This window comes from Amorphus coralli DSM 19760, from assembly GCF_000374525.1.
Classification (GTDB): domain Bacteria; phylum Pseudomonadota; class Alphaproteobacteria; order Rhizobiales; family Amorphaceae; genus Amorphus; species Amorphus coralli.
The window spans coordinates 213,898-240,464 of record NZ_KB894573.1 but is presented as its reverse complement, the minus strand read 5'-3'; the positions used below and the strand labels follow the sequence as shown (position 1 = coordinate 240,464).

Below are 26,567 nucleotides of genomic sequence, written 5' to 3'. Positions count from 1 at the left end.
ACATCTCATGGCGACTGCACCTCTCTGGCGCCGATTTCGATCTGATCTTCCTCGGATCGCAGCCATTCTGACAGGCTGTCTACAGACGCGACTATCTGATCCGGTTTCCGAAGCGCGCACTCCCACACCGTTGCAACGCGCCAGCCCTCTTCCAGAAGCCACCCGCGAACCGCTGCGTCCCGAGCTACATTCGCGGCGAACTTGCCCTGCCAGAACTCCTGGCGGGTCGAAGGTGTGGTGGCGTAGCGGCACCCCTCGTGACGATGCCAGAAACAGCCATGCACGAAGACGCCGGCGCGATACCTCGGCAGAACGAGGTCCGGTCGGCCGGGGACCACCTTCGAATGGAGCCGGAATCGGAAACCGCGCGCGTGCAACGCCCGCCGGAGCGCAAGCTCGGGCTTGGTGTTCTTTCCCCTGATCCCTGCCATCATTCGGGACCGGGTCTGCTGATCCACAATATCTGTCAAATGCGTCCTGGTATCCGTCCCTGAACCTAGTATACACCGCCTGAATGAAGTTCGTCAGGAGCCTGTCTTGCCTTCGACTTTTGGCATCGTTGATCTGTTCGCCGGCCCTGGCGGACTTGGCGAGGGGTTTGCATCCCTTGTCGAGGATGGCCATGCGCCGTTCCGGATCGGCATCTCTGTCGAGAAGGAGGCATCTGCGCATCGGACCCTCACCTTGCGCGCATTTCTGCGCGAGTACCGGTTGCGTCATGGCAACTTGCCAAAACGTTTCATCGATCTTCATGCGGGAGAAATTCCTGAACCGGACTGGTCGGAAGTCGATGCGTCTGCTTGGCGATTGGCCGTCGAGGAGGCCCGCAGTCTCGAGCTCGGCACTGAGGCCGCAGCAACAGTGATCGATGCCGCCATCGAGAAACTGAAGTCGGGGTACGACGACACTATCCTGATCGGAGGCCCGCCGTGCCAGGCCTACTCCCTCGTGGGTCGGGCCCGGTCGAAGGCCAAAGTTGGCTATGTGCCTGAGTTGGATGAACGGCATTACCTGTTCCGCGAGTACATCAGGGTGCTCGACAGGCTCCGGCCGGCAGCCTTCGTGATGGAGAACGTCAAAGGCATGTTGTCCTCGACGGTCGAGAGTCGGCTCGTGTTAGAGATGCTGATGGAGGACCTTACCTCCCTGGGGAGTGGCCATGGCCATCAATACGAACTCCGTGCCATTCGGGTCGACGGCGGGAAGGTCAGCCTGCGGGAGGCGATGCGACCTTCGGACTTCGTCGTGCGTGCCGAAGAATTCGGGGTTCCGCAGAGGCGTCACCGGGTAATCATCGTCGGGATCAGGTCCGATCTGGCTGGCAAGGCGGCGGGCGCCAGCATGGCCGCCCCCGAGCGGAGGCGAACGGTCAGTGACGCGATTGGCACGATGCCGCGCTTGCGAAGTGGCCTCAGTCGAGGAGCGGATAGCGCTGCAGACTGGCGGGAGGAGGTTGTCGAAGCTGCCAGAATGCTGGCGCGCACTTGCCCCGAGAAGGAGAGTGAACCGTTCCGCGAGGCATTCTCTTCAGTAGCAAGGCGCACGGCGACAGAAGCCCCGCGCAGTAGGAAAGACACACGACTTGCCGAGGGCTACGGGGGTTCGAACGATGAACTGCTGAACTGGCTCGAGCGCACGGACCTTCGCGCAATTGCCCAGCACGAGACGCGGGGACACATGACGTCGGATCTCGGCCGCTACCTTTTCGCAGCCGTGTTCGGGGCCGTCCGTGGTTACAGCCCGAAGGCCGCAGATTTTCCGCTCGCGCTGAGCCCGGATCATCGCAACTGGCGCAGCGGGGTGTTCAATGACCGGTTCCGCGTCCAGCTAGCCGATGAGGCTTCGACCACTGTCACGAGTCACATCTCGAAAGATGGTCACTACTTCATCCATCCGGATCCTCTGCAGTGCCGCAGTCTCACGGTGCGCGAAGCTGCCCGTCTTCAGACATTTCCCGACGACTACCTGTTCATGGGAAACCGGACTCAGCAATACGTCCAGGTCGGGAACGCCGTACCACCATTTCTGGCCCGCCAGATCGCACAGATCGTGTTGAATGCCATCGTCGGCCTTAATTCTGGGAGCAACGGCACCGATCCTCAACATCCAGATATGTCATCGGCGGATACGCATCCGACACAGAACAGCCTGTTCGACTTTTCATAAACCTTCACTTTGTGGAGACGACTTTACGGTCCAGCGGCTGCAACTTCCTGCTTGAGGCGCGCGATGTCTTCCGCTGTCCCGATGAGTTCCAGCAGGACATTTGCGCGGCTTGTTGCGACATAGATCAATTCGGGATCAGTGAGACCTTCGATGCCAATCAGGAAGATGCATGGACGCGACAGGCCCTTGAAGCGCCGGACCGTGTCAAGGACGATTTGGTCAGGCCGCACATCATCGGCACGGCAGGTTGGCTTGCCGGCGATCCTTTCGCCAAGAGCAGTCAAGGCGTCACCTGTCCCTGAGAGCACCGCAATCTGCCCCGGCGCTACTTGACCGGAGTTCAACATTTGCGAAATTCGCTCGTTCAGGCGCGCGAAGGCCATCTCTCCGTTGCGACATACCATGGTTCCAACCGGCTCTCCCTCAGGTCCTGCAGGGATGCTTCGTCGGCCCTGATACCATTTTGCCATCAGGGCATGAATCCGTCGCGTGTTTCGAAGATTCCTTGTCAGTGCGATGGACGACGCCGGGAGAGCATCTATGAACCCCTTTTCCGGAGAAAACAGGCGCTGATTGTCGTCGTAGAATACATAGAATCCGGAGGTCTCCGGGTCGTTGATGGTGAGGCGCAGGGCGTGCAACCAGGAATCTCGAAAGTCCTGTCCCTCATCGATGATGACAGTATCGAAGCCGAGATCGGGGCAATTGCTAACCGCCTCCACAAGGACCTCGGGAAGAAGGTGGTCGAACACCGATTGGTCCCCGTCAGAGGGCAGTTCGACGCCAGCCTTTTGTGCGAGGGCTCGGCAAAGCGCATGGAAACTGGCTACCACGAGGCCTTCATTTCCCTGACAGATCGTTCGAAGATGGGCGGCCAGCGGCGCGTTGTAGCATGTCAAAAGCGTACGTTGCCCGTCAGCGGCCGATCTTGTGGCCTTTTCAACGGCCAGCACGGTTTTCCCACTGCCCGCACCGCCCGAAATTGCCATTTCCTTGTTGTCTGCGAGCGAGTCGAGGATCCACGACTGTTCGGCGGTGAGCCGCTCGATGGTTCTGGCATCGTCGGCGAGGCTGATGCCGATGTGAGCCCTGAGTTCGAAATGGCTCGCAAGTAGTTCTTCCAGCGCCCTCAGGCCATCCAATCCCAAAGCGCTTTCACGATGGTCGTCGCCTTCCGTCATCCGACGGACGATCCAGCGATCAAGGGATTCCATGTCGTCCCCGAACGCGATGATCTCGAGCGGTGCATCTGGTGCCAGCGCTCGTCTAGGTCGGGCACTGCCAGGAAGGATAGCGCCATGACGTGCTCTGACGAAACGACCGTTCAGCGCCCGGCTTGCTTTGAGGCGCTTCAGGAAATGGTGCTTGCTGCTGCGTGCCTGCGACAAAGGATTCTTGATCCGGAACTTGAACCCGTCACGGTCCTCGCTGAGCCACTGTCCGTCGGCTTCGCGGCAGCTCACCCTCCCGCCCTTTACCTCGAGAAACAGCAACCCGCGTTCCGCATGCGCGACGATGAAATCCGCTTCTCCGTCGAACTCGGCACCGTCGCGATCCGCTTCATGCCAGGAGCGCGAATAGTAGCAGTTGTAATCCCCTGGAAGTTTGTCCCTCATGCGTTCGTAGACGCGGACCTCCGACGACAGTTTCGGATTTTCAAGAACGTGGCGCGGCAGTTCCCTTGGATACATGCGAGCCATCTTCAGGACCTTCCATCCAGAAGCTTGCGGAAGAAACCGAGTTCAGGGTTCGCTGGTGTTCCTACCAGCATACCGCGGTCAAGGTGACGGTTGAAATGCTCGCACGAGGTTTCCGGAAGGAAGGTGCAGCAGTGACAGGCCGAGGATCCAGATCCTTCTGAGAGTGAGAGGATGCCGCTGCTGCATAGCGGGTCCGAAGAGCACCACTCCAGATCCCGAAGTGCGGCGAGCAGGATCGGGCCAATCTCGCTGGTGCGCCCCTGTCGCGACAACCCGCCCAGTGTTCCATCGGAGTCCGGTGCGGATGTGTATAGAAGAAATCCGCACATCCCGCCGGGACCTGGCGAGACGTACAACCTCTCTCGGATGGATGCGGTCGAGTACCCGCTGTCGAGTGACAGGCGCTCCGAGAGCGCGTGGGCCGTTGTGTGTATCAGGAGCAACCTCGCCGAGATCGTCATGGGGAAGGGGCGATCGCTGCCGTTTTGGTCTTGCCACGAACGTTCGGCGGCCTGATGCGCTTTTGCAGCCCTTTCGACTACGTTCGGGTCGTTCTCCCATGAACGTACGGCTGTCTCGTCGAAGTTGATGAATATGCCTTCCCCGCGGACCTCGATCGCCGGAAGCCAGTTCAACTTCTTCTCGGATAGCGGCGCCACGAAAGCGCTGTTGTCGGCTGCCTCCACCGGACTGAGACGGCTGAATGCCTTGAGAGCCCGGACTTCGCGCAGCCTCTCGACCGAGACTACACGGTCCAGAACGCCCTTCAGATCGCTCGGGACCGCCTGAGGCGAGATCTGGAACTCCGGAAACTCTTCTCCGTCCGGGCCGCCCGAGCAAAGCATCAGGTGCTCGTTAGGACGCAGGTCACCGGCCTTGTTGTCGAGCATTGTCAGCAGCGTCAGTATCCGCGCGGTCAGATCTTCCGGCTTCGTGTCAGGCTCAGGCCACACGGGAAGGATTCGCTTCCGGACGAAGTCGGGGAGCTGCGTCCTATCGTCCAGCGCAATGATGTCCGGCCAGAAATCCTCCAGCATGTCGCGGAAGGAACCACCGAATGGCGGCACGTCAAGCGCGGATTCAATTACGGGGAAATAGGCGTTCGATGCACCACGCTGAATAGCAACTGGCTGATGGTTGCAGGGTTCTGGCTGCTTCCTGAGCCATGGTGACCTGCCGTCGCATGAAATCTTGCCCAGCGCGCCGGGGGACAAGGCACCATCCAGGTCGCGTTCGGACTTGCACTCGGAGCAATGCACCTTGAGCCCCTTCAACCCAGCGCCTTCCCCGATGAGCTTAAGTGCCTTCTTGCGAGAGCAGGCTTCGGCGTGCTTCGGCCATGACATCCAAGGAAAGTCCTGAAGGTGCCCCGCCGGGCACGTCACGATGAAGCGGACCGGCATTGCATATACCTTCCTGATGCGCTTGCCTCGCCCGGAGCTGCAGGAAGGGCACCAAAGCTCTGGTTTACCGATCTCGGAACTCCAGAAGCGGCTACGCTGCAGGAGGTTGCACTTCGGACAGACATGCCAATCCGGGAACCTGTAGGCGGGCAAGAGGCGTGGTCGTTTTTCCCTTCCGACTTTTTCGTCGCCCACAGGAGGTAACCTGAACCCGTTCACCTGGAGCCTCGCCTGAAGTGGCTCATGATGAATGCGTTGATCGTTCAGAAGCCCCTTCTTGATAGCCAGTTGATCCCACGCCTCAAGGCCAGCCGCCACCACGGAGACAGGCGCGCCGTTCTCGCCTCTGAAGTCGATAATCGCACCGGGGCCATTGCCTGTCAGAACCTGACTCCGGCGAATTTTGCCGATCGGCTTCATTGTGCTGTCCCCCTGTCGGATCCGCCTTCCAAAAGAACATACGATGCCGAAGCTTCAACGGAACGCAGCGAGTTCGGAGTTGGCTTCTGCCCCGCAAAGCGTGCCTTGTTGCCACACTCTGCTGCCGCTTCCGCCGAAGTCAGAAGTGCTTCTCCGTAGTCTTGCCAATAGTCCTTCAAACCCTGTCGGTCGAACCAGTCATCAAGGAATGAGTTGAGTTGTGCGCGCGCAGCATCTGCCTCTACCGCATCAATCCGCTCGATGCGGGCAATTACGGTTTCGAGGAGTGTTTCAGCTTCTCTTTGATGGTGTTCGATTGCGCCCGGATTCTCCATCCCATCAACCAGATGGCGCACCATCGCGACATACGGAGCGTGAAGTGCGCGGTCGCGGGCACGCGGGGCGAAGGGGGTCACGCTCGTCGCTTCCACATCCCGATAGAGACTGCGATGCCAACTGGCAAAGGTCTCATATCTGCTGCGATCGCGGGACTTGGCCGCATTGAACAAGGTGATCACAAGCCCGGGCGCCTGCTGGCTTCTGCCAACCCGGCTAGTGGCTTGGATATACTCGGCAATCGTCTTTGGTTGACCATTGACGACCATCAGGCCAAGCCGGGAAACGTCCATCCCCACCGAGATCATGTTGCTCGCCAGAACCATGTCGACGTGGTCGGGATCGCTCCAGGCACGCTCCAGATCCTTGAGGTGCTTCGGAATGTCGCTAGAACGGACGCGGCTGGTGAGTTCGATCTGCATACCTGCGTCGCGCTCGGCCTCACCCGGTCTGCGTGCAGCGTAGTCCCGGATACTGCGCGCAACGTCGTCGCGCATTAGAACGAGGCTGCCACCCAGCTCTCTCAGCGAATTGAAGTAATTGACGAGGGTCCAGTATCCGTCGCGCCTGTCTGGCGGTAGCGTCGTGTCGGTAGCTCCCTGGAGCAGAGATGCAGCGACAGCCTGTTGAGTGAATTTGGCCGAGCGACCGACGGTCGAGATGCCTATATAGCGACGGCCCGGCACCTCACGATTCTCGATCGCGAAACCCGAATTGGTGTGATCCAGCCCAGGCGGGGGGAACTGGAAGGAGCTGCGGTCAAACAGGGCCTTGATCTGATCTTCAGCTCTACGGATCGTTGCCGTTGATCCGATGATCTTCGCCCTTACGCCAGTTCCTGAGCGACACAATTCATCGATCGCGGTCTCGTAGAGCCCCGCCAGGCTGCCCAAGGGACCCGATATCAGGTGTAGCTCGTCCTGGATCACCAGTTCCGGGGAATCCGCCGCCGTTCCGATGCCGAAAAGGCAGCCAGTTTTCTGGTTTCTCGTGATCTGTGCGTACTTGTCGACTGTGCCGATCAACAATGTCGGCCGCTCTCGATAGACATCCTCGTCTACGGTCCAGATAGGGAGCAATGCCAATTCCTGCCCCACGTCACATGACTTCGTCAGGCAGCGTACCTCCACACGGCTCTTGTCCGACGAGATTTTCCAGTCGAGGACTTCACGACAGCATGGGCAACTGCGCAACTGAGCCGGCGAGCTTTCCGCTTCCGTATCGAGTACCAGCTCCGCCTGCGAAACCGTGTTTGGTGTGGCACCTTCCCCTACCCAAAGTCCGAGGGAAATCGGCGTATCCGTTGCGAAGTGTGCAGGCAAATCGACCTCTTGCAGCTTGACCTTGCCGCGCCTGACCATCTCGCAGGCACAGATCAGAGCAGCTGCGCGCTCGAACTGCTGGATGGTCAGAAGTCTGAGGGTGTAGCGCATGAACGTTGTCACGCCTGCGCCGCTCGGCTTCCCCGCTGCCCGGAGCCGACGGAGGAAGATCGTGAAAGCTGTCAAAAGCAGATAGGCTTCGGTCTTTCCGCCACCGGTCGGAAACCAAAGAAGATCCATCGTCTCGCGATTGGAGGAGTCGGGGTTTGCGATCGACTCCAGACACAGGAGCGCGAAACCGAGCTGAAACGGCCGCCAGATCAGATCGGGAGGCTGCGGATTGACGCGCCATGAATACTGGAGCGCGAGAGCGGTGTTCGCGAGCCTGAACGCGGTCAGCGCCTCGGGTGACGACTCCAGCAGCGCGATACCAGATCGCATTCGCTGTTCAGCGGTTCGGCAGCGCTGCATATGCAGTTGTCCCTGCTTGACATGTTCCTGCGGCATGTCGAGCGCCGCACCTTCCATCCTGGAAATCCATTGCGCGTAGGCTGCAACGAACGACTTCAGTCCTGCGATGAGACTTGGGGTGTCTTCCGATGCAAGCCACGACGCCGCAAGCGGTGAGCGAGCTTTGTCCTGCTGAAACTCGATATCGCCTTCCGCGCTGACGACATGGACGCTGGCTTCCGGAAACCAGCTTGTCCTCACCTGGTGTACAGCCCCATCAACGGGCTCGTCCCACATCGCGGAACAGGTGTGACCTACCGCGAATTGCTGCACGTCGCGATACAGCAAGGCAGATGCACGGGCATCGTTTTCGTCGCTTGCCGATCCGGTTCTGTCCGGCTTTGGAACGAACTTGCAATCGGCTTCGCATTCTACACTCAAAGAGAATTGAAAAAGCGCTGCTTCCTCGTTGGCTGCGCGACTTTTTGCTTCAGTCGGCCTCGCATCGTTTGTCACTGCGATCGTCACGAGCAGGATATCACCCCAAGGCGCGATCCGGCAGTGCAAGGAAGCCCCGGCAAGTCCGCTGCTGGCAAGGCTGTCGACAGGGGCCGCTTGCTCGCGCAGTTCAGCGAGTTCAAGTCGCTTCTCTGCGAATTGAGGATATCGCCGCCAACTCTGCACCCGCTTCGTGGCTAGACCGGCGCTATCTTCGACCGCGCTCTCACGCCTGTAACGAGCCCCATCCACCCGAACCCGCAGTCTGGGCGCCGAACCGCTTGGTCGGACGGCAAAGGAAAGACCAGCCGAACTTGGTCGGAATGCCGAAGCCGCCTTGACCCCATCCAGCGCGGTCCCCACCGCATCCGCATCGTCCGCATCGCTCGCTTCGTCGTCATCTTCCGGCGAAATCATCGTGCGAGGCGGGAATAGGATTCCGGTCAGGTATCGATCAGTCGGGCGATCCGAGATCAGTTCATTCGGCTCGTCCGGGCCGATGAGATCGACCTTCATCCGTTCCAGTAGCGTGTCGCGCGCATCAATCATTTACGTTTTCCAGACACCAGAATTATCACTCAGCGAGGAATGCTGCCAAAGCCGCCAATCAGTGGCATGAGAGCAAGGCTCGCTGCCTCTCCGGACCGCCCTGGCACAACAACCGTAGTCGCTCCAACGACGGAAATTCCCGCGACGACGGCTGGAAGCCCGGAATCCCGCTCGACCTTTCGTAGCGCCTGGATCAAGTCGATGACGCCATGCGACAGGCACCCGATCGCCGCTCCGTCATGATCTCCGATCCTCAGAACGAGACGTCCATCCGTATCAGGATAGGCCGCCACCCTCGGCTCATCGATCGATGCACGCCAAATGCACGAGATTGCTTCGGCCTCATTGACGATATGGCCCGAACGCACGAATTCGGCCCAGTCGACGAGATCTCCCTCAAGTCCGATCTCGATCATCCTATGATCAGGATGCGCGGCCCAGTAGCGTTCCGGGTCTCCGATCTTGTAGAATTTTCTCGGGCTGACCCACCCTGTCCTCAGTTCCGTGCTTGCGCGGGTTGCACCGACGTACAAGGTGCGGGCTTCCTCCGACCAGTCAACATGGTCGCTGTACGTTGCCGGCATGAGGAGCAGCATGACCCTTTCGGCTTCTCGCCCCTTGATCGCATGGATCGTCGAGAGCAAGGGTCCCGAGCTTCCCTCATGGTCGCTGAGGAGCTCAAGGGGTGGATCCTCAAGACCTTCGGCGATGTTGCCAACAGAGATCATATCTCGACCCGAAGCATCCAGGTCGAGCAGGATCTCCCAGCACTCCTCAACGTTCCGCCATGGCGCCGGGCTCAGTGCCTCATGGAGGGAACGATAGTCATTCTGCGACATAAGGGTCGAGGCCGGAAGCCCCCCCAGAAGCGCGCCGATCCATGCCTCAATCCTGGGTGGGCGGTCGGGCAGACGGAACCGGAAGCTTCTGCCGGCGGTGCGCATGCGTTCGGCAGCAGTGAACAGGCCTCGGCGGCTTCGTGTCAGGATCAGGCCGCCTGTTGTAGACGGATGAAACTCAAACCCCTTGATGTCATTCTCAACCGCAGCGCTCCTGATCTGCTCTCGAACATGAAAGTAGCCCTCCCGTGAGCTCGCCGGATCGCCTCTCAATGTCTCGCGAACTGAGGTGAACATTCCCTTCAAGGCTTCCGTCCGGGTGCGGTGGTCGCGCACAAGTTGATTGCAAGTGAAATCGGCACGCGTCGCGACTTCTGCGAGCAATGTGGCATTCGAAGTGCCCCTGCGCTGGTAGCCGTAGATCGATTGTGCAAAATCCCCGAATACGGTTACGCCGCAGGCGGGATCTAGCAACGCAAGAAGCGCTTCGCACATCTCCTTGCGGTCGCCGACGAGATCCTGCGCTTCATCAATGATCACGTGTTCCAGCTGACCGAGTGCATCTGCAACGAGTGGGTTGTCCGATCGCATAAGTCTTGTAGCAGCCCGAATGCCAGCATCATGGCCGCCTGAAGAACCCAAACCAGCATTTGCAAGCAGGCGCACCGCGAAAGAGTCGAACGTCCTGACTTGCAGCGCGGCTGCATTCGGTACTTCACCAAGGCGGCGACCGATGCGGTCGCGAAGCTCTGCCACCGCGATGCGTGTAAAGCTGAGTAGCAGTATACGCGAAGAGGCGAGACCCTCTGCATCCACTAGGGAGATGACACGCTCACAGGCCACATGGGTCTTGCCGCACCCGGGGCCAGCCTCGACCACCATTCTCAGTCCAGCAGGAGCCTTCGCCACGCGAAGCTGGGTCTCATCGGGGACAGCGTCCAGATCCGAAGAAGCGAGGGGGACGAGGCCGAACCACTCATTCAAGAAGGAGGCGTTCTCTTCACTTATCGACCATTTCTGCTCGACTGGATCGAAGGCTCCGCTGAGCGAAAGTGCCCTGCGCAGGGCCGCAGGCATCTTTCCGTCTCCAGTCCACTGCCCAATGGGCTCAATCGCCTGTTGGCCAATCAGGGATACGGGTTCATCAAATGACGCAAGAACCTCGACCAGACTCTCGGTCGCGCCTCCAGTGACTTCCGGAAACAGTTTCTCGGAACCTGTTCCGACGGAGTTACCATGATCCCCGAGGGCTACGATCGTACCGTCCGGCAGTGCAACCCGACGCTCCGGCAAGCTGACCAGAACTGGCTCGTCGCGCATCGTGCCGTAGCCAATGTCCTTCAACTCGCACAGCATGTCGATCACTCCGGCCACCCGTGCCGTGGCGTCAACGCGGTCCGTATCATCGAGGAATTGCAATACCCAACTCACAACTTCGGCGCGGCTGAGTCCACGGCGCGCATGGACGATGCGCCGGACCAGATCCGCGATCGCCGTTGTGCTGCCGTTGGTCGGTATGTCTGGCACGTACCGGCCGGGCGCAAACGTAGTTTCAGACGTCACACGGCACCTCTCTCTATGCTCCTAATTATGATTGACGTTCAATTAGTTAGCAGTCAACCTTGCGATGGTTACTTCGGACTATCGCTGCGGTGATCGTGTTCAGCGATATTGTACAAACTCGGATGGAAAGATGCATGGCGCGAATGTGCTGACCGACCAACATCAGGCACTTGCCGAGCACTTTCTCGACCTTGCTCAGACACGAGGCCAACTGCCGGTATTTGCTATCGAGCACGGGCTTGACGATCCCGCGGTGGAAGAGCTGAGAAAGGCGGTTTCGCGACAGATTGAGGAGGATCCGCAGCTCGCGGGAGCAGCGTGGGCTTGGAACTATCTTCCGTTGCTGGTGATCGCAACGGAGGTGGGGTACCGATACCGTGGCACTGGAACCGATTTCTGGCCGGTACTCTCTCAAGAACTAGGAGTAGAGACGGGGCCTGCATTCCGTTCCGGTCTGTCTCGGCTGTTCGAACTCGGGCACAATAAGCTTCGCCTCGCGCGACCCGGGGACAGCCCTTGGGAGCGCCATTTCCCCCATATCTCTTGGCCTATCGGCAACTCGTTGGTGCCTCTTGAGATTCAGCCCCAGCTCACAGACGCCCTCAGACGTGCCGTCAGGGCAGGAGTCTCAGCCGACGATACGGACCGGCTGCTCGACTACCTGAGAGCGCTTGCGGCAGGGCATGCAAGTCGTCGCTTCGAGAACTGGCTCCTTCAGAGGGACGTTGCCCTCGAGGTCATGCGCAGGCTTCTTGCCCCTGCGTCGGAAGGCTGGCTGTCTGGGAGCCTTCTCGCGAGAGTCGATCGGGATATCCGAAAGGATTGGCGTGCGCTTCGAGCAATCACCGAGGCACGGAAGACGGTTGCAAGAAGAACGGCACGCCTAACCCAGATTACAGCATCCCGCTATGTTCTTGCGCTGAGGGATGACGAGCCAAAACATCTGGGCATTCGTGGACCAACTTTGCCGGCCCAGCTGCGAGATGAAGTGATCGCCGCTTTGGGCATACATGGCGACCGCATACGGGCGGTTGACGGGATTCATGTGATCTCGCTTCGCGCATTCCTTGCCGGGGGTGAAATCGTTCTAAAGAATATTGCTCCTTTCCCGATGTCTCCGTTGCGCCGCGACGACGCTGTCGATCTTGATGAGGGAATTGCAAAGACCACTTTGGAACGTTTGCAGCCGCTTGAACCGGAGTATTTCGCTGTCGAGCCTAATGGCCTTGCAGCTCACGCCGTTTTTCCGGGCGAGAAGCTTCAGCCCGACACCAGGATCCTGCAGCTCATTCATGCAGGTGAAGACGATAACGTCGAAACGCGGACTCTCGAAACATCCAACCCCTCGGATATCGAGTTCTTGCGTCGCCGCGGGTTTGTGATAGCGGACCGCGTTTCAACTCTGCGGGTTGCTGGACTGCCTGCGCCCGGGGCTTCGACGAGGTTCATTGATGACTTTCCGGTTCTGGTATCGCAGCGGGGAGTGGCAGACGCTGTATTCCTTCTCGATGGAGCGGTGACCTCAGGTGATCTTCTGAGTATCGGCGGCGCCGATTGGAAGGCAATCAGACCGGTTGTTGGTCTTCATCTGATCGAACCGGCGGAAGGTCGAGAACTCGACAGGCTGGAGTTCGAAGTAGTAGAGCCGCCGGACATTGAACCGGCCATGGTGAAATTGTTGCCGGCCAACGTAAATGTCTCCGATCTCGAGACAGGCCGACTTGAGATCAGAGTGACTGCTCCCCTTGCGCTTGAGGCTGTTCCGATCCGCATTCGAGTGGTTTCCCCGAACGAGCCGGCGCTCGTGGTTCAAGGTGTGATCGACCGGCTTCCGGCGAGGTTAACGGGACGTTCTCCAGTACTGCATGAAATCCAGACAAAGTTGGCTGGGCAGCGAGCAAACGAAACCGGCTTGCGACTGCATGTCGAAGCCGAGGGGCTTCTGGAAAAGGTGTTTTTGCTTCCACCGGTTCGCCGCGAGATACGTTATGACGGGGAGACGGGCGAGTGGACAAGGGGCGGCGAAGACGCTGGAGCGATCCCTTCGATCACGGCGACGGTGGTTGCGCCTCTTCTTGGGGCAGCAGGGGACCGCAGTCCGGGAACCCGGCTGGTACTGCCGGATGCGGCCGACCACGAGGCGCTGACGGCGGGCCTGATCCTTTCCGGATCGGAGTCCACTCGGCTTGTCCTGGGAGATCGCAGGAGAGTATCACTTCCTGCATTACTTCGGGAACCGACGTCGAACGAGGATGGCGTTGGAATCATCGAATTGGCTCGCGCGAATGTTGCGTGGCAACTTGCAGAAGCGAATGACCTTCTTGGAACCTGGCAACGATGGTCGGTGGTCGAGGAGCTTGAAGCCGCGTTGATCGAGCAGCTTTGCGGAGCGAGATGGCGCAGGTTGGAAGCAGGTATCGATCACTCGATACTTTCCCCGCATGGCGCGCTTCTTCGTTGTGCCGACGCCCTCGGCCTGGTCTCAGGCGAGGACTTGCCGAATATTGAGACTGCTCACGATAAGGAATTTCTGCGAGAGCGGCTGACCGTCCGTCTTCGGGAAGCTGTGCCGGACATCTCGGAAGCGCTGTTGCAGTGGACTGAAGATTTGGCGGGAGAACTCGATCTTGCGGTGATCGAGGCATATGAAGACTTGCGACAGAAATTGGAAGCGGACGGTATTGAAGCCTTCGACGAAGTGGACATGGCCCGTCCCGCAAACTCATGGCGCGATGCGCTGGAACGCTCGCGCGAAATCCCGCTGTTTCCGATGTTCCGCCCGTTCATTCTGCCGGAGGCGAGGTGGTTGGCACTTGTCAAGCCCTCTTATAGCGAGCTTACGGAGGACGACTTGGTCGATCTTCTTGACTCTACCCATGTTGACGCCTCCAGACGACCCGGGCTTCGTTGGCTCGGACGTTCTGAAATCCGAACCATGTTGCAGCTGTGGCTTTCACCGAAGGCAATGGTGGAAACAGAAGATTGGCGAGAGTTCGTGGCAAAGGGGCTTTCGGACATCCGAACCAGCAGAGCCGTTCGTTATGTTGCGCTTCGACGCAAATTCGCGCTCGGAGATCTGCCGAACGGGACTACCGTTTGATGGACTACTACCTTCGGTTTGTGAATTGCGTACAGGCGTTGCGGCGAAGGGTTTCGGCTCTCGATATTGGTCTGGTCGGCGCCCTCGGGGTCGCCGCTGACCCATTGCCCCACCAGATTGCAACTGTGCGCCGGGTTCTTGGAGACTCCCACATTCGTCACTTGATTTCGGATGAGGTGGGACTCGGCAAGACCGTGCAGGCATTGATGATCGTGAATGCCCTGCGCTGGCAACATTCCGCACACCGAACGCTTGTGATTGCGCCAGACAATCTATTGGCGCAGTGGCAGGAGGAGTGCTGGATACGAGGCCACGTGATGCCGGCTATCGCCGGTTCGATCGGAGAAGGTATTCAGGACGGTCTGTCGCCAGTCACGTTAGCGCGTCCACGCGATCTGGTGACACGTCCTGGACAGGGTACGCGAACACTAAGTGCGGATCCTGTTGTGTTCGATCTATTGATCGTTGACGAGCCCCAAACGATGCCGCGAGACGCGATTCAAGCGATTTCGCAGGCAGCGGACGAGTTCCGGCAGGTTCTTGTCCTATCCGCCACTCCGAGACTCGGCGATCCTGCCTGGCGCGAACCGATCTTGCGAATGATCGAGCCGGAAGCTGCCGCACTTGCGCGGATGAAGGGCCGCACCGTTGCTGACATTCTTCAAGACCGCGAGGAAGCGGCAATTGCGGCTATTGGCGGATCGGATAGCCCTGAAGACTGGACCCAAGGCTTTCTGCAGTCGGGAGCGGCACGGCGCATAATAAGGAACGGTCGCTCCGAATGGGGCGAATATCTGCCGCAGAGACGCAATCATGAGGTTCGGCTGCAACCACTTACTTTCGAGCGAATGCGGCATGAGATCGCTGCCTTGGTGCTTGCGGACGCAGATCCAGCCGAAGGCATCCAAGGACCTGCCTGGACAGCCGCACGTGCCCTGCAGCGCAGCGCGAGAGCGGCGCGGACGGTTCTGACAGAACTTGCGACACGGGGAGGCCCCCTCGCTCAGCTGGCAGAAGCCGCTCGCATCAAGTCACTCGAAGATCCCGGTGACAGCCGCCTCGAAGCATTGCTCGATATCCTTTCGGAGCAATGGTGCCATGATGAGAATCGCGCCTTCATTATTGTCTGTGGAGACAATCCAACCATCGACATGCTGAGCGCAGCGCTTCCAAGGTATTTCCCTTTCCTCGCAGATGGCATCTCAGTGCTGCGGCGCCCCGCAGCGACGGATGTCGAAGGTACCACCAATCTTCGCGAAATCCAGGAAACGCTTGCACCGTTGCTGTCCGGTGAGAGCCGGCTTCTGCTCGTCGGCGACTGGGTGCAAGCAGGGCTGAACCTTCACCACGTGGCCCAAGGGATCATCTTTTTTTCTTTGCCTTGGGGAATCGATGATATCGATCAGCTGATCGGGCGGGTGGACCGTCTTGGCCCCACGGGCGACCGAAAAGGCTCTAGACGTGTCATCGATATCTGGCGCATCCTGATCGAAGGATCCCAGGAAGCCGCGATTGCCGACACAGTCGCGGAACTTGGTGTATTCGACGCTCCGCTGCCACCACTTTCACCCACAGAACTGGCTGAGCTTCAGACAGTGCTGGGACGCGCTGCCATCGGGCGCAAGGCAGCCCTTTCGCTTGCTCCACTTACGGGAAACGGCACCGGGCTACCTTCTCGTTTCAAGGAAGCAAACCCTTTCACCCATCAGCGGGCAGCTGATGAATTCGATCAGTGGCTTCAGAAGCCGTGTCCAGCGCCGGCGATGCTTTCTGAACTCTCGCGCGCAACGGATACACCAGTACGGCGAGAAGAGCGCGCAATCGGTGCATGGCTGAAGTCAATAACTGCTTCCCGTGATTTCGACATCGGGTATCGACGTGACAAGGTCGACGACTATAGGTTCCAGACGATCTGGTATCATGGCGTTGGCGAAAAAGGGCGCGCGGGCGATAGCCCTTTCGCTCTACCTGGTGCGTCGCGGGAGAACTGGATGTCGGGACATGTCCCGTTCATCTATCGTCGAGCGGACATCTCTTCTCCGCCTCGGAAGATCGTCGTCACGGACGATGGGGAAAGATCCGGACGCCCGCTACGCTTTTTCGATCACGGCGCAGAGCTGCACGATGGTCTGGTCGCCGGCTACACAGCCGCATGTTTCAATGGTTTCGGAACAGCAAAGCCGGTTGTCCAGACGAGCGTCAGGCTGCCCGAAGGCCACCCGGCAAGAGGGATTGGCCCACTGGTGATCATTTCCGCAGCGCAGATCGATCCATTTCCGGATGAACTGCTTCCACCACTTTGGACGCCCAGAGCAAAGGAAATCCTCGAATCCACGCCGACAGATGCGCAAAGGCGAGCGCTCAGCGCCGACCGCTATGCGCTTCAGGCTCTGATTCACGCCCTCCAGCGCAAGATCAGGATTGCGGCGCCAGCAAGGTTTGCTCGAGTTGGTTCTTGGAAAGCACCCGATGGCTGGCAGGATTTGACGGTTGATCAAGTGGACCTGTGCCTACAGCCGATAACTACGTCCACCAACAATGCGTTGGCCAAGGGTAGAACGCCACTCGCGCCCCTCGAGAAGCATGAGGTTGTGAATGTGATTCGATCTCGACAGTTGTCAGCGATCACATCGCAGGTGGAGCACCACAAGGCGTCGCTCCTTAATGGGATCCGAAAAGAACTTGTAGGCTTCGCCTTGCAAGCAAGCGCCCATTTTCAATCAAATATAAGAAACAGAGAGTTGGCCTTGGGGCACCGCAGGCAATCACCACCCGAAGCCGGTCCAGTCGAACTTTGGCAGGGTCAGGTGGCTGCTTTGGAGAGATCGCTCGAGATGGCTCATTTGAACTATTCAGAAGCCACAACGTTCATTCGCGACATTGCTGGTGGAAGCACTCTATTTGGGAGAATTCGACCCTGCACGGTTTTCTTGGCTCTCGTCGCCGACGAATGACTGCAATGCGAAGTCGGAACTTGCTCTGCTCCCTGAGAACTGGACCGTTTGAAGCTTGAGTTTTCGGCTAGGCTTTCCCGGCTGGGAGAGGAGCTGAGAACGATGAAGACATCGAAGTTCACGGAGGCGCAGAAGGCGTTCATCCTGAAACAGGGCGAGGAGGGGACGCCGGTGGCCCAGGTCTGCCGGAAGGCGGGCCTCAGCCAGGCGACCTACTTCAACTGGAAGAAGCGATACGGCGGGCTGTTGCCCGACAAGATGCGGCGGCTGAAGTCCCTGGAAGACGAGAACGCGCGGTTGAAGAAGATCGTGGCCGACCTTACGCCCGATCGGGAGATGCTGCAGGACATCATCCGCCGAAAGCTCTGAGGCCTGCCCGGAAGCGCCAAGCAGGTCGACGGGATGCTGGTCGATTGGGGCGTGTCGATCCGCCGGGCCTCTCAGGCGCTGCGGTTCGACACCTCGAGCTACCACTAGAAGTCCCGCTGCACCGGACAGGCCGGCCTCGAACAAAGGATCAGGGAGATTTGCGAGACACGCGTCCGCTACGGCTACCGGCGCGTACACGTGCTGCTGCGACGGGAGGGCTGGCAGGTTAACATCAAGAAGACACGCAGGACTTACAACGAGTTGGGCCTGCAATTGCGTAACAAGCACCCCAAGCGCCGGGTGAAGGCGAAGCTGCGCGGCAAGCTGCGCGACCTCGCCAACGAGCGGCGACGTTTCGGATACCGGCGCCTGTTCATCCTGCTGCGGCGGGAGGGCGAGCCGTCGGGGATCAACCGCATCTACCGGCTCTACCGCGCACGTGACCCGCGTTTTGCCTGGCGGCAATCCCCGACACGTCGATCTCCGGTCGTGGGGTGGCACGTGAGCTGACGGACCTGATCAGCCGGCGCGGCAAGCCGGGCATGATCGTCTCCGACCACGGCACGGAGTTCACCTCGAACGCCATCCTCGCCTGGTCGAAGGATCATCGCGTCGAATGGCGCTACATCGCGCCCGGCAAACCCACCGACAACGGTTTCATCGAGGCGTTCAACAGCAAGCTCCGGGCGGAGTGCTTGAACGCCCATTGGTTCATGGACCTTGCCGATGCCCGCGAAAAGCTGGAGGATTGGCGCAAAGACTACAACGAGGTCAGAACCCACAGGTCGATTGGGTACAACGTCCCGATCGATTTGCATAATCCCAGTGGCGCAACCAGCCCGTCACCGTGATCAGAGCAGGAAACCTCTAGAAGCCGGCGATCCAAGCTTGGGGTTCAAAACAAAGCGCGATGTATTAAATCTGAAAATAGACCGCCTAAAGGAGGCGCGCTATTCCCTAAATTTTCTCTATTTTGATTTGATTGCGTTTATCGCCTTTGCTAGGCCGATAAAATCTTCAATTAACTTGCCAACTCCAAAGTATTCTCCCGGAAACCGCTCTCCTAGAACGAGGGCGATACCGATAGCTTCTGCCGTCCAGTCAGCTGTTGGAAGGCTTTTGTCCCAGCGGCTCCACGGGCTACGACGACCATCGCTGCTGTACGCAGAAACGGCTTGGTCAAGCTCAGCAATGCGCTCGGAACGGTAGTGCTCGTGCTTGGGATCCTTCCCGTCACTGCTCTCCGGATCCAACGCGCCAACGCCGTAGATCAAACTACGCCGGCCACCTGAATTAGACTGAATGTAGAGAAAACAGTGAGCTGGCCAATCGGGACACCGAAGAGCCCACCACCACCATTTATTTTCAATACACTCACATAATGGGCATGTATTGTTGCGATCGGGTGTCTCGACCACAGAAATATTAGGTATTTCGGCCTTGATATGCTGTACAATGTGTTCTTCAATATTGCAAATATAAGCGCGAATAATATTCCGCTTTGAGAGCAGTACCGCGCCGACGGCTTTTCTTTGTTCAGGGTTACCGCTTTGCCGTATTGCGCTGAGAACTGTCTCTTTGTAGACATCCATCCCGCTACTCTCCGAACCTGCAAACGTGCGACCGATCCAGCTGCAAAAATCGTCGACGAAATCGCTGATACGCGATGCCTTTACGTCTCTCCGAGCCAGCCGGAGCAGCCGGTCAATCGATGGATTCTGCTCGTCTTCATCATAATACGGAACCTTAATGATTGATCGGTCGCCAGGATCCTCATTCGATATGTAGATCAACACAGGGCGCAGTCTCGAGCCGGCCCGCCCTTGTAAGTAGGCCCAATAGTCAGCCAGCTGGTTCTCGCTCTGTCCCGTCCACTTCTTGTTCTCGATGCCGATCAGCCGATCCGAGGTCTCAATCAGAATGTCGATGCGGCGGTTCGTGTCCCGCCCCTTCACTGGCACGGGCGCTTCTGTTCTGACGTCAACCGAGCGGTCTAGACGGCTAAGCCTGTCCAGCTTGAGCATCTCCAACAGGGCGTTGACGAAAACGAGGCCCTGCCCGTGGCTGCCGTTCGGATCGAGAAGGTCCGCAAGAACTCTGGAGAGCGTTGTCTCCCGGTCACCGAACAGCGAGAACACCGAGAACCCCGGTGCACCGTACAGTTCAGCCCCGTGCCGCTCGGCATCACATCGTGGGATCTCGAGGGCAATGGTGCTTATGCCTCTCTCTATTGCAGCTGACACCGGATCTCCCGCCATTAGCCCCTCTCTTTTGGCCCCCTTCACACCCAACTCTAACGTGAGGTGGTCCCGCCTTCTTGGACAGTTTGGCAGCTGAGTTTAGCTAGGGTGCGGACCCTAGGAGCCTTAGTTGCGTCGCTTGCGCCGAAAACGTGCCTGCCATCCCGATCCTGCTTGCGTTCGCCGACAAATACGGTCGGCCCCTCAGGGCAAGGCGGGGAAGTCCGGCCGTTGGTGGCCGGCAACGAGGTCGGCAACGGCCTTCGGCTTGATGACCTCGACGCTGTCGCCCCACTGGTAGAGGTGCCAGGCCATCTCCAGGTGGCCCGAAGCACGGAAGCGCACGGTGACGGATCCGTCCTCGTGGTCCTGGAATGTCTGGTCCGGGTGGAAGCGCCATGTCCTGACGGCAGGGGCTGCGCTCGGGGAGAAGCGCCATTCCACCTCCTCGTATTCCGCCTCGCTCCAGAAGGTTCCGAACAGGCGCCGGGCATGACCCGAAAGGGTGAAGCCCTTCGGCATCGGGCGTGCCGGTTCATCGATGATGTATGGGGCGATGATGCGGTCCATGCGCCAATGGCCGGGGCCGTTGGACGCGGACGTCTGGCGGATGCGCGCGACGAGATAGCTACGTGGGCCGACCAGCACCCCGACCGGTTCGACCTCGCGCGGTGTCGTCTTCTCCGGGCCGCGATAGTCAAAGCCGAGACAGTTTCCCGCCAGGACGGCTTCGCTGACGACACGCGCGACTTCCGGATCAATCTCGACATAGGGACCCGGCTGTTCGGAGACCGCCTGGGCCTCCCGCAGCGCTTCCAAGTCCACCTCGACCCGCGCCCGCCAGCGCGCGTCGAGAGCCATCTGTAGCTGGTTCCGTAGTCGGTCCAGGCGGCCGGCGCTGTCCCGGTCACCAAGCTGGGCAAGGAGCTCGCCGGCACGGTCCAGGGCCACCAGGTCGGCGAGCTCGACCAGCGGCATCTTTGCCAGGTCGTTGGTCCTCAGCGTCCAGCGCCGCCGGTTCTCGTCGTCAGTCTCCGTCCGCAAGGCGGGGCCGAAGAGCGCTTCGATCTGGGCCAGCATCCTCTGGCGCTGGCGTTCCAGTGCCTTCGGCGATGGTCCGGACGATGAACCACGCTCGACGAGATGCTCCTCGATTTCCGCCGCCGTCAGCCCGTAGTGGCTGCCGGCAAGGGCGATTGCGAGGTCCAGGAGATCACGCGCCTTTTGATACGCCATTGCTCGTTCTTCCCCGGGTTCGACGGGCAGCAAACGCCCCATCACGACACGGTCGACCGTTTTTGTCGACCCTTGCTGTCATCTCTAGGCTCAGACGACGCAACGGATGAACGCAGGGAGAGGTGACCGTCATGGAGGGACTGTTCGTCAGCGCACACGCCAATGCCCGGATGAACCAGCGCGGCATCCGCGGCGAGGTGGTCGAGGTGTTGTTCGCCTACGGCAGGCGCGAGCGCTCGTCCGGTGCGGATGTGTACTTCATGGACCGGGCCGCGCGTCAGCGGGTCCGCGGTGCCATTGGAGCGAAGGCGTACGCCCGCCTGGAAAAGGGCCTCGATGCCTATCTCGTCGTTTCCAACGACGGCACGCTGATTACGACGGCCAAGCGTCTTCGCCGTTTCCGGCGGTAGCCCCGCCGCCAGGCCGGCCGGGCCGACCCTGGTCCTTCGGCCGGGGCGGCCCCCGTCCACCGGAGTGTGGTCCCGCTAAAACTGGTCGAGCGAGGTTGCTCGACGTCGCTGGCTGCGATCCGTCTGCGGAAATTTTCCGTGGACGCGCGGCTTCCTAGCCTATCGAGGTCGAGGTGACTATGATGCTTCCGAGAAGACGGCTTCGCAGCCAGGCCGCAACCATGCCGATCGTTCTCGACGAGCCCTTCGGTGCCTACGAGAAGCATGTTCTCCGCACCTATGCACTGGCGGCCCTGACACCTGACGCCGGTCGCGCCAAGCGCGAGATCCTGGACGACCTTGTTATCTGGTACCGGGACAACAGGGAGTTGCTCGGTTACCGCATCTCTCCGATCGATGCCCTCCTGCATAAGGCCGAGGCCGAACGTGGTCTCCTGCAGGGCAGGGTTCTGCGTTTTGCCAGCGGGAGTGTTCCCAAGCTCGACGGGAAGGCGCCCGCCCGTTCCGCTCTCCAGAAGCGCCTTGACTGGATCGCGGACACGCTTCGTCTCGACCCGGTGAATGCAAGCTTTCTCGGGGCAGTGGTCCGGTTGACCCACCTGGCCGCGTTCCGCGAACTCTACGATGCGGTTGTTGGGGACCGCAGCGTCGAAGACGAGGTTGCGGCGACGACCGTGGCTCACCTTGCCGGCCTCTCCCCTCGGCAGGCCCGCCGCGCGACGGATCTGCGGAGCCCGCTTCATCAGCTCGGACTGCTTGAGGATCGCGGGGGAGGAGACGTTGCGGTGTCCGCGACGATCATCGATCTCCTGTCCCAGAGAACGACCGATGCCGACAGGTTGCGGTCTGTCCTGCTTGGCCGGTCAGATCCGTCCAGCCTTGCGCTGACCGATTTCTCCTATCTTGGCGATGCCGCTCGAACCGCGATTGCGCTGGTCGCCGGTGCACTCGAACGGGAGGAGAAAGGGGCCGGTTTTCTTTTCTACGGACCTCCCGGCACCGGCAAGACCGAGTTCGCCCGGCTGATCGGTGAGCAGGTGGGTGCGCACGTGGTTTTCGTCGGGGAGCTGAACCCGGAAGAGGGTGATCGGAACCTGCGCGGTGAACCTTCGCGGGCCGATCGCCTCTCCCACCTCGCGTTCGCCTCAGCCCTCGCCCAACGGGCCGGGCGGGTCATCCTCGTCGTTGACGAGGCCGACGACGTGTTCACCGGTGTCGACGATGGCGAGTTTTCCAACCGGTCCGGTTCCAAGGTGTTCATGAACCGCATCGTCGAAGCGTGCCCGGTGCCGATGATCTGGATTACCAACCATGCAGATCGGCTGGGAGAGGCGGTGCTCCGTCGCATGCTCTATGCCGTCCGGTTTCGTGAAGTGGACCAGGCGACACGGCGGCGCATCGTCGAGCGCCACTGCAGCGCACGCAACGTCGAGCTTTCGAGCGATCACGTGGATCGCCTCGCGAGGCTTCCCGCCACGCCGGCGCTTCTCGGCACCGGGGTGCGCGCTGCTTCGTTAGTGTCGTGGGGGGATGGCAGTGCAGGCGAGGTCGCGATTGCCGTGACGCGCTCGCTTCTGACCGCCCAGGGGCACCGGCAAGTAGCCGAACCTCTCGGAGCTACGGCCGCGTTCGATGCATGCCTTTCCAACGCGGATGTCGACCTTGCCACCCTGGAAGGGCAGGTTGCAGCCGCCGGTCACGGGGCCCTGTCCTTCCTGCTGTCCGGGCCACCGGGCACCGGCAAGAGCGCCTTCGCGCGCCATCTCGCGTCCAGGCTCGGCCTTGAGATTCTGGAGAGGCGCGGGTCCGACCTTCTCGGCATGTTCGTGGGCGAGACCGAGAAGCGCATCGCCGAGGCGTTCGCGGAGGCAGCGGAAATGAAGCGATTCCTGATCTTCGACGAGGTGGATTCGCTTCTCGCCGATCGTGGGACGGCCCATCGCAACTGGGAGGTCGGCCAGGTCAACGAGATGCTGACCTGGATGGAACGGCACCCGACCCCCTTCGCCGCAACGACCAACCTCGCCGACCGGCTGGATCCGGCAGTTCAGCGACGATTCCTCTTCAAGGTGACGTTCGGCCCGATGACGCCGGAGCAGATAGAGGAAGCCTTCCGGCGCTTCTTCGCTGCAGAGGCCCCGCCATCCGTTCGGCGGCTTTCGCAACTCACACCCGGCGACATCGCGGTCGTGGCGCGAAAGGCAGAAGTGCTCGGTGTCAGCGATCCGCTCGATCTCGCCCGGATGATCGAGGCTGAAGTCGCGCTCAAGCCCAGCATCGCAAGGCGGATCGGGTTTTGAGCGACCATTCCATCATCCCCCATGGGTCCGACAGGCGGCCTGGGAATGGTCGCGCGTTGGTCACCAGGGGGGCTTGCTCAAGAGAGCGGGGGGCTTCGATGAAGGAGAGGACCAAGGGAAATGCGCCCCGCCTCGGCATCTTCTGGTTCGTTCCGGCGGGTGAGGGGAGGTCGCGTTTCGTGGAGCTTTCCGAGACGGCAGACCATGTGCCGCTGGTCGGCGGGTTTCGCACGCTTGAAACCGGGCATGTCGATCATTGGAGGGCCGTGAAGCGCGCGGATCCGTCGCTGAAGGGAGTGCCCTACGAGGCCTATCCGCGGGGGCGGGCGAACTACCGGGAAGCGGACGATGCGTGGCTCCTGCTGGCGGACCGCAAGCTGCTGCGGACGGAATTCGTCGAGATCGTCCTGGAGGCATGGGCGCTTCCGCGTGACCGTGTGCGCATCATGAGCGATCCGCACTACAGGAGCACGCGGGATGTCGGAGCGCCGTGGGGGATGGAATGAGAGTTCGTATCCACAGGGGCACCAGGGAGATCGGAGGAACGTGCGTCGAGATCGAGCAGGGGAAGAAGAGGATCGTTCTCGATGTGGGGTTGCCGCTGGACGGCGAAGAGAATGCAGAGGCCCTGCTGCCGGATGTGAACGGCTTCAGGACACCGGACGATGGCCTGCTCGGCATCGTCATCTCGCATTCCCATCAGGACCACTATGGCCTGGCAAAGTTCATTCGTCCCGAGGTGCCTGTCTATGTCGGCGCAGCTGCCGAGCGCATCCTCAGGGCTGCAGCCCAATTCACGCCTTCTGGCGCGGAATTCCGGAACTTCCATCACTTCCGGGATGGGGAGACGTTCGAACTCGGCCCGTTTCGCCTGACGCCCTATCTGGTCGATCACTCGGCCTACGACGCTTACGGAATTCTGGTGGAGGCGGGTGGCAAGCGGCTTTTCTACAGCGGTGACTTCAGGGGGCACGGGCGCAAGTCGACCCTGTTCGACCGGATGCTCCGCCGGCCGCCTGCGCAGGTGGACGTTCTTCTCATGGAAGGCTCCTCCATCGGTCGTATCCCCGACGGGGAGAGCTTTCCGACAGAGGCTGAGCTCGAGAGCGAGTTTGTCGGGCTGATGCACGAGACACCGGGCATGGTCCTCACCTATGCGTCCGGCCAGAACATCGACCGTCTCGTGACCCTCTTCCGAGCCTGCAAGAAGACGGGGCGGACGCTGATCATCGACCTCTACACGGCGGAGATCTTGCGGGCGACCGGCAACGACCGGATCCCGCAGGGCTGGTGGGACGGGGTCCGCGTGTTCCTGCCGTTTCGCCAGAGGTTGTGGGTCAAGCGCAACAAGCTGTTCGAGTTGATTTCCCCCTACCGGGAGAACCGCATCTTTCCCGAAGCGCTGAAGGCCATCGCACCGGAGGCCGCGATGCTCTTTCGCCCATCGATGACAGACGACCTGACACGGGCGGAATGTCTAGGCGGTGCGCGTGTCGTCTGGTCGATGTGGGAGGGGTACCTGGAGGACGATGCGGCCGGGCAGTTCCTTGCCTGGATGAAGGAAAACGGGCTGCCGATGTCGCGGATCCACACGTCCGGCCACGCGTCGGTGAGCGATCTGCGTCGCTTTGCAAAGGCCGTGGCTCCGAAGCGGATGATCCCGATCCACAGCTTTGCGACAGACCAATATCCCGAACTGTTTGAGAACGTCGACACCAAGGAGGACGGAGAATGGTGGGAAGCATGACCAAGGCTGAGTTCAATCGCGAGTTGCCCGGTGGCTTCGTGGCCGCCTTGAATACAGCATACGCCGCCGAGAACAGATGGTGGCGCAATCTGGCCGATGACCCGGATATCTTCATCGCCGTTCGCGGCGGCTACCTGAACGCCTATTACAAGGGCAGTAGCCTTATGCGGCTGACATTGCCGAAAGGCGAGCTGTGCGGATCGGTTCACTACAAGTATTTGCTCAAGCCTTCGCATAGGCCGGAGTACACAAAGATTGTTGCTGGTAGGCCTGACATTACGGATCCAGGCGAGCTGTTCCTTTCGGACCTGTCGGACGTGGCATCGCTGAAAAGAGCCGCCGAGCCCTATGCGGGTCTCGAAAAGATTGGCGTCCATGGGATCATCAAGAGCAATCCCAACATCGTCGATGTGGAAATTGCCTTCGGAGCTGGTGGATCGGCTGATGGGAAGGCGACGGCTCCTCGAATGGACTTTGCCGCGCTTCGCCGGACCGGAGACGAGGTTCGCCTGACGTTTTTCGAAGCGAAGCACTTTTCCAACCAGGAACTCAGGGCGAGCGGGGAGGTCGAGGCAAAAGTCGTCGCACAGATCAATGGGTACGGAGCTCTGCTGAGCGCGCGCCGAGACGATGTCTGCGCCGCCTACCGCAAGGCCTTTTCATATCTCCTGGACATGGACGGGAAATCCATTCGCAAGCCGGTCCGCGATGAGCTGATGGCGCTGGTGGTAAGCGGGAAGCTCCCTCTCGTGATCGACTGTGAGCCACGCCTCGTCATCTTCGGTTTCGATGCTGACCAGAAGGGCGGGAGTGTCTGGGGGCTCCATCTCGACAAGCTGAAGGCTGCGTTGCCCGGGCGAGTCCTCGTGAAAGGAGCGTCGGACGGGTTCAAGACGGGTATTTCGACCTAGGGGCTTCGTTGCGGGCGAGGCTCTCTGTTGGGTCTCGTGACTACAGGAAATCAT

16 protein-coding genes and 2 pseudogenes are annotated in these 26,567 nt (G+C 60.2%); 11 read left to right on the top strand and 7 right to left on the bottom strand.

Annotated elements, in window-relative coordinates:
• Positions 1-5 precede the first annotated feature (5 nt).
• On the bottom strand, positions 6-458 hold the full coding sequence (locus C507_RS0111855; RefSeq protein ID WP_342662900.1) for a very short patch repair endonuclease: 453 nt from the start codon (positions 456-458) through the stop codon (positions 6-8).
• 79 nt (positions 459-537) lie between these two features.
• On the opposite strand from C507_RS0111855, the gene C507_RS0111850 reads away from it, so the two are divergent.
• On the top strand, positions 538-2,166 hold the full coding sequence (locus tag C507_RS0111850; protein ID WP_018699916.1) for a DNA cytosine methyltransferase: 1,629 nt from the start codon (positions 538-540) through the stop codon (positions 2,164-2,166).
• Positions 2,167-2,189: 23 nt separating this feature from the next.
• On the opposite strand, the gene C507_RS0111845 is transcribed toward C507_RS0111850, so the two are convergent.
• Genes C507_RS0111845 through C507_RS0111830 form a run of 4 tightly spaced genes read right to left on the bottom strand, consistent with a single transcriptional unit; the run spans position 2,190 to position 11,246 of the window.
• A complete protein-coding gene (locus tag C507_RS0111845) occupies positions 2,190-3,866 on the bottom strand; it encodes an NERD domain-containing protein (RefSeq protein ID WP_018699915.1) in 1,677 nt (558 codons plus the stop codon).
• 2 nt (positions 3,867-3,868) lie between these two features.
• On the bottom strand, positions 3,869-5,689 hold the full coding sequence (gene drmB / locus C507_RS0111840) for a DUF1998 domain-containing protein (RefSeq protein ID WP_026319040.1): 1,821 nt from the start codon (positions 5,687-5,689) through the stop codon (positions 3,869-3,871).
• Positions 5,686-8,844: a DNA helicase gene (locus tag C507_RS0111835; protein ID WP_026319039.1), complete on the bottom strand. Its 3,159-nt coding sequence runs from the start codon at positions 8,842-8,844 to the stop codon at positions 5,686-5,688. Before C507_RS0111835 ends, drmB begins: the two co-directional genes overlap by 4 nt.
• Before the next feature lie 29 nt (positions 8,845-8,873).
• Positions 8,874-11,246, bottom strand: a complete 2,373-nt coding sequence (locus C507_RS0111830; protein WP_018699912.1) for a UvrD-helicase domain-containing protein — start codon at positions 11,244-11,246, stop codon at positions 8,874-8,876.
• A 130-nt stretch (positions 11,247-11,376) separates the two neighbouring features.
• On the opposite strand from C507_RS0111830, the gene C507_RS23085 reads away from it, so the two are divergent.
• From C507_RS23085 to C507_RS23670, 5 genes and pseudogenes are all read left to right on the top strand, one after another.
• Positions 11,377-14,346, top strand: coding sequence for a hypothetical protein (locus C507_RS23085; protein ID WP_156829274.1), 2,970 nt, complete (start codon positions 11,377-11,379; stop codon positions 14,344-14,346).
• A complete protein-coding gene (locus tag C507_RS23080; RefSeq protein WP_156829273.1) occupies positions 14,346-17,300 on the top strand; it encodes a DEAD/DEAH box helicase in 2,955 nt (984 codons plus the stop codon). Before C507_RS23085 ends, C507_RS23080 begins: the two co-directional genes overlap by 1 nt.
• A gap of 102 nt (positions 17,301-17,402) precedes the next feature.
• On the top strand, positions 17,403-17,669 hold the full coding sequence (locus tag C507_RS23680; RefSeq protein ID WP_018699907.1) for an IS3 family transposase: 267 nt from the start codon (positions 17,403-17,405) through the stop codon (positions 17,667-17,669).
• 147 nt (positions 17,670-17,816) lie between these two features.
• A pseudogene (locus C507_RS23675) lies at positions 17,817-17,897 on the top strand (hypothetical protein); the annotation flags it as partial.
• Positions 17,898-17,975: 78 nt separating this feature from the next.
• A pseudogene (locus tag C507_RS23670) lies at positions 17,976-18,475 on the top strand (integrase core domain-containing protein); the annotation flags it as partial.
• 162 nt (positions 18,476-18,637) lie between these two features.
• On the opposite strand, the gene C507_RS22785 reads toward C507_RS23670, so the two are convergent.
• A complete protein-coding gene (locus C507_RS22785; RefSeq protein ID WP_083923497.1) occupies positions 18,638-19,927 on the bottom strand; it encodes a PDDEXK-like family protein in 1,290 nt (429 codons plus the stop codon).
• Positions 19,928-20,113: 186 nt separating this feature from the next.
• Positions 20,114-21,145 carry a helix-turn-helix transcriptional regulator gene (locus tag C507_RS0111790; protein ID WP_018699906.1) on the bottom strand — a complete coding sequence of 344 codons (1,032 nt, stop codon included), beginning with the start codon at positions 21,143-21,145 and terminating at the stop codon, positions 20,114-20,116.
• Positions 21,146-21,276: 131 nt separating this feature from the next.
• Between C507_RS0111790 and C507_RS0111785 the strand changes: the two genes are divergently transcribed.
• From C507_RS0111785 to C507_RS0111765, 5 genes are all read left to right on the top strand, one after another.
• Positions 21,277-21,555, top strand: coding sequence for a DUF4258 domain-containing protein (locus C507_RS0111785; protein ID WP_018699905.1), 279 nt, complete (start codon positions 21,277-21,279; stop codon positions 21,553-21,555).
• 182 nt (positions 21,556-21,737) lie between these two features.
• Positions 21,738-23,855: an AAA family ATPase gene (locus C507_RS21160; protein WP_210162125.1), complete on the top strand. Its 2,118-nt coding sequence runs from the start codon at positions 21,738-21,740 to the stop codon at positions 23,853-23,855.
• 98 nt (positions 23,856-23,953) lie between these two features.
• Positions 23,954-24,361: a hypothetical protein gene (locus tag C507_RS0111775; protein WP_018699903.1), complete on the top strand. Its 408-nt coding sequence runs from the start codon at positions 23,954-23,956 to the stop codon at positions 24,359-24,361.
• Positions 24,358-25,602, top strand: a complete 1,245-nt coding sequence (locus C507_RS0111770) for an MBL fold metallo-hydrolase (RefSeq protein WP_026319038.1) — start codon at positions 24,358-24,360, stop codon at positions 25,600-25,602. Before C507_RS0111775 ends, C507_RS0111770 begins: the two co-directional genes overlap by 4 nt.
• On the top strand, positions 25,599-26,513 hold the full coding sequence (locus C507_RS0111765; protein ID WP_210162124.1) for a hypothetical protein: 915 nt from the start codon (positions 25,599-25,601) through the stop codon (positions 26,511-26,513). Before C507_RS0111770 ends, C507_RS0111765 begins: the two co-directional genes overlap by 4 nt.
• The last annotated feature ends 54 nt before the right edge of the window (positions 26,514-26,567 follow it).

Coding starts and splice junctions, on each gene's coding strand:
- C507_RS23680 (WP_018699907.1), top strand. CDS start 17,403: ATGAAGACATCGAAGTTCACGGAGGCGCAGAAGGCGTTCATCCTGAAA.
- C507_RS0111835 (WP_026319039.1), bottom strand. CDS start 8,844: ATGATTGATGCGCGCGACACGCTACTGGAACGGATGAAGGTCGATCTC.
- C507_RS23080 (WP_156829273.1), top strand. CDS start 14,346: ATGGACTACTACCTTCGGTTTGTGAATTGCGTACAGGCGTTGCGGCGA.
- C507_RS23085 (WP_156829274.1), top strand. CDS start 11,377: ATGCATGGCGCGAATGTGCTGACCGACCAACATCAGGCACTTGCCGAG.
- C507_RS0111765 (WP_210162124.1), top strand. CDS start 25,599: ATGACCAAGGCTGAGTTCAATCGCGAGTTGCCCGGTGGCTTCGTGGCC.
- C507_RS0111790 (WP_018699906.1), bottom strand. CDS start 21,145: ATGGCGTATCAAAAGGCGCGTGATCTCCTGGACCTCGCAATCGCCCTT.
- C507_RS0111775 (WP_018699903.1), top strand. CDS start 23,954: ATGAAGGAGAGGACCAAGGGAAATGCGCCCCGCCTCGGCATCTTCTGG.
- drmB (WP_026319040.1), bottom strand. CDS start 5,689: ATGAAGCCGATCGGCAAAATTCGCCGGAGTCAGGTTCTGACAGGCAAT.
- C507_RS0111770 (WP_026319038.1), top strand. CDS start 24,358: ATGAGAGTTCGTATCCACAGGGGCACCAGGGAGATCGGAGGAACGTGC.
- C507_RS22785 (WP_083923497.1), bottom strand. CDS start 19,927: ATGGCGGGAGATCCGGTGTCAGCTGCAATAGAGAGAGGCATAAGCACC.
- C507_RS21160 (WP_210162125.1), top strand. CDS start 21,738: ATGCTTCCGAGAAGACGGCTTCGCAGCCAGGCCGCAACCATGCCGATC.
- C507_RS0111785 (WP_018699905.1), top strand. CDS start 21,277: ATGGAGGGACTGTTCGTCAGCGCACACGCCAATGCCCGGATGAACCAG.
- C507_RS0111845 (WP_018699915.1), bottom strand. CDS start 3,866: ATGGCTCGCATGTATCCAAGGGAACTGCCGCGCCACGTTCTTGAAAAT.